General features: G+C 68.9%; 7 protein-coding genes. 1 reads left to right on the plus strand and 6 read right to left on the minus strand.

Going from position 1 to position 5,390, the window contains the following annotated elements; genetic code table 11:
- On the minus strand, positions 1-376 hold a 376-nt coding region (locus tag G6023_RS13560), incomplete at its 3' end, for a hypothetical protein (protein WP_182636009.1).
- Between the two features lie 169 nt (positions 377-545).
- On the opposite strand from G6023_RS13560, the gene G6023_RS13565 reads away from it, so the two are divergent.
- Positions 546-1,619 carry a YihY/virulence factor BrkB family protein gene (locus tag G6023_RS13565; RefSeq protein ID WP_182636011.1) on the plus strand — a complete coding sequence of 358 codons (1,074 nt, stop codon included), beginning with the start codon at positions 546-548 and terminating at the stop codon, positions 1,617-1,619.
- Between the two features lie 43 nt (positions 1,620-1,662).
- On the opposite strand, the gene G6023_RS13570 is transcribed toward G6023_RS13565, so the two are convergent.
- The 5 genes from G6023_RS13570 to G6023_RS13590 all read right to left on the minus strand — a co-directional run.
- A complete protein-coding gene (locus G6023_RS13570) occupies positions 1,663-2,262 on the minus strand; it encodes a TetR/AcrR family transcriptional regulator (RefSeq protein ID WP_182636013.1) in 600 nt (199 codons plus the stop codon).
- Between the two features lie 13 nt (positions 2,263-2,275).
- A complete protein-coding gene (locus G6023_RS13575; RefSeq protein WP_472984936.1) occupies positions 2,276-3,052 on the minus strand; it encodes a crotonase/enoyl-CoA hydratase family protein in 777 nt (258 codons plus the stop codon).
- Between the two features lie 11 nt (positions 3,053-3,063).
- Entirely contained in the window at positions 3,064-3,828 is a 765-nt protein-coding gene (locus G6023_RS13580) for an SDR family NAD(P)-dependent oxidoreductase (RefSeq protein WP_120284238.1), read from the minus strand.
- 48 nt (positions 3,829-3,876) lie between these two features.
- Positions 3,877-5,052 (minus strand): thiolase family protein, encoded by a 1,176-nt coding sequence (locus G6023_RS13585; RefSeq protein ID WP_120284236.1) that lies wholly within the window; start codon positions 5,050-5,052, stop codon positions 3,877-3,879.
- Positions 5,053-5,094: 42 nt separating this feature from the next.
- Positions 5,095-5,390 (minus strand): AMP-binding enzyme (locus G6023_RS13590; protein WP_472986447.1); only part of this gene is annotated, 296 nt, incomplete at its 5' end.

Below are 5,390 nucleotides of genomic sequence, written 5' to 3' on the forward strand. Positions count from 1 at the left end.
CGCCGGCGATGGCGGCCATGAACGCGTCCTTGGCCAGGGACATGCCCTCCTGGCTGGGGCGGATGCCGTCGGCCTCGGTCATGGTGGGGTTGCGGAAGTACATCGCGAGCAGGCCGGCGGAGAAGACGCCGAGGGCGGCGCCGGCGATCTGGCGGGGCACGACCGGGGTGAGGAGGGCGGCGCCGATGCCGATCTCGGAGTAGGCGACGAACTTGCCGAAGGAATCGGGATCCATGTTGTTCACGGCGGGCACTCCCGTCGCGGCGAAGCCCTGTAGACCCTGGGCGGCCTCGGTCGGCATGCCGCGCTTGCTCAGGCCGGAGTTGAGGACGAAGGCCCCGGTGACTCCACGGAGGATGGCGTTGGACAGACTCACTGTGTTTCTCCCTCTGGTGCGGTGACGGTCGACGAAATCGAAGTTGTTGATACGACACTTTGGTGACGTGACATCAAAGAGGGTAACGCACAGAGCGGCGTCCGTAATCCCGCGGGGGGGACGGCCGGGCCGGATGCGGGGGAGGCCCGTTGGTGGAAAGGTGCTTGGTATGAGTACGAGCAGCCGCGACATCACCGACAAGCCCCACACGGATGCCGACCCCGACACCGGCAAGCCCGAGTCGCCCACCAAGCTCACCGGCGGAGCCTGGAAAGTCGGCCTCAAACGCGCCGCAGGGGAGTTCTCCAAGGACAACTGCACCGACCTCGCGGCGTCGCTCACCTACTTCGCCGTTCTCTCGTTGTTCCCGGCGCTTCTCGCCGTGGTCTCGCTGCTCGGTGTGTTCGGCCAGGGGCAGGCCACGGTCGACGCGGTGATGGGCCTCGTCGAGGGTTCGGTACCGGAGCAGACCCTCAACGAACTCCGCGGGCCGATCGAGGGACTGGTCAACACTCCGGCCGCCGGGATCGCCCTGATCACCGGTATTCTCGGCGCGCTCTGGACGGCCTCCGGATACGTGGGCGCCTTCGGTCGCGCCATGAACCGCATCTACGAGGTCGAGGAGGGGCGCCCCTTCTGGAAGCTCAAGCCGCTGATGATCCTTCTCACCGCCGTGCTGCTGATCCTGGTCGCCCTGGCCGGCGTGATGTTGGTCGTCAGCGGGCCGATCGCCGAGTGGGTGGGGGATCTCATCGGTCTCGGCTCGACGGCGGTCACCGTCTGGGGCATCGCCAAGTGGCCGGCGCTGGTCCTCGTCGTCGTCGTCATCCTGGCGGTCCTCTACGGGTTCGCCCCCAACGTGAAGCAGCCCAAGTTCCGCTGGATCTCGCTCGGCGCGGTGGTCGCGCTGGTGGTGTGGGGCCTCGCGACCGTCGGCTTCTTCTTTTACGTGTCCAACTTCGGCAGCTACAACGCGACCTACGGTTCGCTGGCCGGCGTCATCGTCTTCCTGCTCTGGCTGTGGATCACCAACAACGCCTTCCTGTTCGGTGCCGAGGTGGACGCCGAGATGGAGCGCGCCCGTGAGCTCCAGGCGGGCATGCACGCCGAGGAGACCATCCAGCTCCCGCCGCGCGACACCACCGCCAGCGACAAGGCGGCCGAGAAGCAGCAGAAGGCCATCGACGAGGCTGCAGACGTCCGACGCGAGGCCCAGGTCGACCAGGCCCGCCACCGCGACTGACGCCCGCCCGGCCCGACTGGCCTTCGGCCCGGCTAGCCCGGTTTCAGGGGGCAGGGACGGTGACATCCCGGTGGTAAACCACGCCCAGTGCGAGTTCTTGGTAGCGGTGGACGATCTCCTCGACCGCCAGGTCGCCGTCCGGCTCGTACCAGTGGGCGATCGCGTTGCACATGCCCAGGATGGACCGGTAGGAGTCCTCGGGGAACCGGGTGCAGAACTCGCCGCTCGCGACGCCGTCGGCGACCGCCTGTCGCAGCGGCTCACTGGACTGCCGCTGTCGCTCCCGATAGGCCGCGAGGTGCTTCGGCTCGAGGTTACGGGTTTCGGTCTGGACCAGCTGGGACTGTTCCTGCTCGAGCGTGCGGAACCGGACCAGTGAGGCGACGAAGCCCAGGAGCCGGCCGGTGGGGGTCGAGTCCTTGGCCTCGAACTCCTCGGTCACGCGCCCCTCGAAGGAGTCCATCCCCGCGTTGAGCATGGCCGCCAGCAGCTCCTGCTTACTGGCGTAGTGGTAATACATCGCCGACAGGCTCACCCCGGTCTTCTGTGCGATCGACCGGATCGATGCGCCCCCGTAGCCGTGTTCCACGAACTCCCGGCGGGCGACCGCCAGGAGGTCGTGCTGCACCGTGCCACTGGTCATCGTGTCGGTCCTCTCAGGTCGCCGTCCACCGTGGAGCCCGCTTCTCCTTGAAGGCGAGCGCCCCTTCGCGGGCGTCGTTCGACGACCGGACCGGGAGGTAGATTTCTCTCATCTTGTCGAATTCCTCCTCGGAGTTCCACTCGCGCGACCGGGCCATGATCTCTTTGGATGCCCGCACGGCAAGCGGGGCGTTCGCGGCGATCGCTTTGGCCAATTCCACGGCGGCGGCGGTCGCCTCACCCGCCGGGACGAGCCGGTTGACCAGGCCGGCGCCCCGGGCGGTCTCGGCGTCGATCGGTTGGCCGGTCAGGGCGGCTTCCATCGCCAGCTGATACGGAATGCGTCGGGGGAGCCGGAGCAGGCCGCCCGCGCCCGCCAGGAGACCACGCCTGACCTCGGGGAGGCCGAAGGAGGCGTTCTCCGACGCCACGACCAGATCGCAGGACAGGACGATCTCGAAACCGCCGCCCAGCGCCGGACCGTCGACCGCCGCGATGAGCGGTTTTGCCGGGGGCTTCTCCACCAGGCCCGCGAAGCCGAGCTCGGGTAGTGAGACGTTCTCCCCGGCGATGAAGGCCTTCAGGTCCATCCCGGCACAGAAGACGGATCCCGCGCCGGCGATCACTCCGGCGGTGAGGTCGTCACGCCGGTCCAGCTCGGCCATCGCCGCAGCGATCGCCTCCGAGGTGGCCCGGTTGATGGAGTTACGCGCGTGCTGGCGGTCGATGGTCACCACCAGGACGCCGTCGGTCTCCTCGACGTGAACCCGGTCCACCACGGTCGCGCTCACCTGCGGGCCGCTCACTTGGGGGCCATCCGGATCGCGCCGTCGATGCGGATGGTCTCGCCGTTGATCATGGCGTTGTCCACCACGTGCAGGGCGAGCTTGGCGTACTCGTCGGGCTTGCCGAGACGCGAGGGGTGCGGGATCTGCGCGGCCAGACCCTCGACGAGCTCCGCGGGATGGCGGTCGAAGATCGGGGTCTCGAAGATGCCGGGGGCGATCGTGTTGACGCGGATCTGGCGGCGGGCGAGGTCGCGGGCGGCGACGATCGTCATCCCGACGATGCCGGCCTTGGACGCCGAGTAGGGCATCTGCCCGATCTGGCCCTCCCATGCGGCCACGGAGGCGGTCATCACGATCACGCCGCGCTCGCCGTCGGTCGGTTCGTTCTTCGCCATCTCCGCCGCGGCGATCCGCAGGACGTTGAACGAGCCCAGGAGGTTCACGCGGACGACGAGCTCGAAGTCCTCCAGCGAACCCGGCTCGCCCTCGCGGTCCACCACCCGGACGGTCCGGCCGATGCCCGCGCAGTGCACGACCGCGCGCAGGGGGGCGCGCTCGGCTGCACTCCGGACAGCCGCGGTGACCTGCTCGGGATCGGCGACGTCGGCGGGGGCGAACGTGACGAGGTCACCGAACCCGTCGGCCACCTGCTGCCCGTCGGAAGACGGCAGGTCCACCAGGACGGTGGGGACGCCGGCGTCGACGAGACGGGCGACGGTGGCCCGGCCGAGGCCGGAGGCCCCGCCGGTCACCAGGGCGCTCGCATTGGTCAGATTCATCGGTCTTACCTCTCTCTACAAGAAAAGGGGGTCACAAGGAGAAGGCGGTCAGAGCGCTTCGACGACGGTGGCGTTGGCCATGCCGCCGGCCTCGCACATCGTCTGGAGCCCGTAGCGTCCGCCGGTGCGACGCAGGTGGTGGATCATCGTGGTCATGATGCGGATCCCGGAGGCTCCCAGCGGGTGCCCGAGCGCCACCGCGCCGCCGACGGGGTTGAGCTTGGCGTCGTCGGCTCCGAACTCGTACCGCCAGGCCAGGGGTACCGAGGCGAACGCCTCGTTGACCTCGTAGGTGTCGAGGTCGGCGACGGTCATCCCGGCGCGGTCGAGAGCTTTGTGGGTGGCGGGGATCGGGCCGGTCAGCATGAGGACGGGGTCATCGGCGACGACGGCGGAGGCCACGATCCTCGCGATCGGGGTCAGTCCCAGGGACTTCGCGACGTCCTCGTTCATGATGAGCATCGCGGCTGCGCCGTCAGTGATCTGGGAGGAGTTACCGGCCGTGACCTTCCAGTCCACGTCGGGCCGCTCGGCTCGAGCGCTCTCGGAATCGAATGCCGTGCGCAAGCCGGCCAACTTCTCGGAGGTGGTGCCCGGTCGGATCGACTCGTCGGTGTCCACGACTCCCGCCGGCGTGGTCACGGGCACGATCTCGTCGTCGAACCATCCGCCTGACCGCGCGGCGTCCGCGCGCTCATGGGAGCGGGCCGAGTAGTCGTCCAGCTGCTCACGGGACAGCCCCCACTTCCCGGCCACGAGTTCGGCGGCCACGCCCTGATTGGTCAGGCCCGGGTACCGCTCGTGGACGACCGGACCGTAGGGGTCCTTGTCGAGCTTGTTGACCCCCATGGGGACGCGGCTCATCGATTCCAGTCCGGCGGCGATCACCACGTCATAGGCGCCGGCGACCACACCCTGGACGGCGAAGTCCACGGCCTGCTGGCTCGAGCCGCACTTGCGCTCGACGGTGACGCCGGGGACGTGCTCGGGGAAGCCCGCGGCGAGGGCGGCCTGACGTCCGACGGTGCCGGACTGCTCACCGACCTGGCTGACGACGCCCACGATGACGTCCTCGACGAGTGCGGTGTCGAGGCCGGTGCGTTCGGCGAGCCCGGAGAGGATCTGGGCGAGGAGATCGACAGGGTGCAGATCGGCGAGGGCGCCGCCGGCCTTGCCGCGGCCCATGGGGGAGCGGACGGCGTCGATGATGACTGCGTTCGGCACGGAATCTCCGATTCGGATGAGGGTGAGGGTGGGGCGGGCAGGTCAGACGGAGGCGTCGAGGCGCCCCTTGACCAACTTCCCGGTCTGGGTGCGGGGGATGACCTCGGTGAACGCCACCGTGCGAGGGCACTTGTAGCGGGCGATCCGGTCGAGGCAGTGCTGTTTAATGGCGTCGGCCGTCGCATCGGTCGGTTCAACACCCGGGGCGAGCTGGACCACGGCCTTGACGGTCTGTCCCATCACCTCGTCCGGAACGCCGATCACTGCGACGTCGATGACGTCCGGGTGCACGGCGATGCAGTTCTCGATCTCCTGCGGGTAGATGTTGACCCCGCCCG

Source organism: Dietzia sp. DQ11-71 (assembly GCF_014144995.1).
Lineage (GTDB): Bacteria > Actinomycetota > Actinomycetes > Mycobacteriales > Mycobacteriaceae > Dietzia > Dietzia kunjamensis.

Excerpts from the sequence above, each read along its gene's own strand:
- G6023_RS13570 (WP_182636013.1), bottom strand. The coding sequence starts at position 2,262 with ATGACCAGTGGCACGGTGCAGCACGACCTCCTGGCGGTCGCCCGCCGG.
- G6023_RS13565 (WP_182636011.1), top strand. The coding sequence starts at position 546 with ATGAGTACGAGCAGCCGCGACATCACCGACAAGCCCCACACGGATGCC.
- G6023_RS13580 (WP_120284238.1), bottom strand. The coding sequence starts at position 3,828 with ATGAATCTGACCAATGCGAGCGCCCTGGTGACCGGCGGGGCCTCCGGC.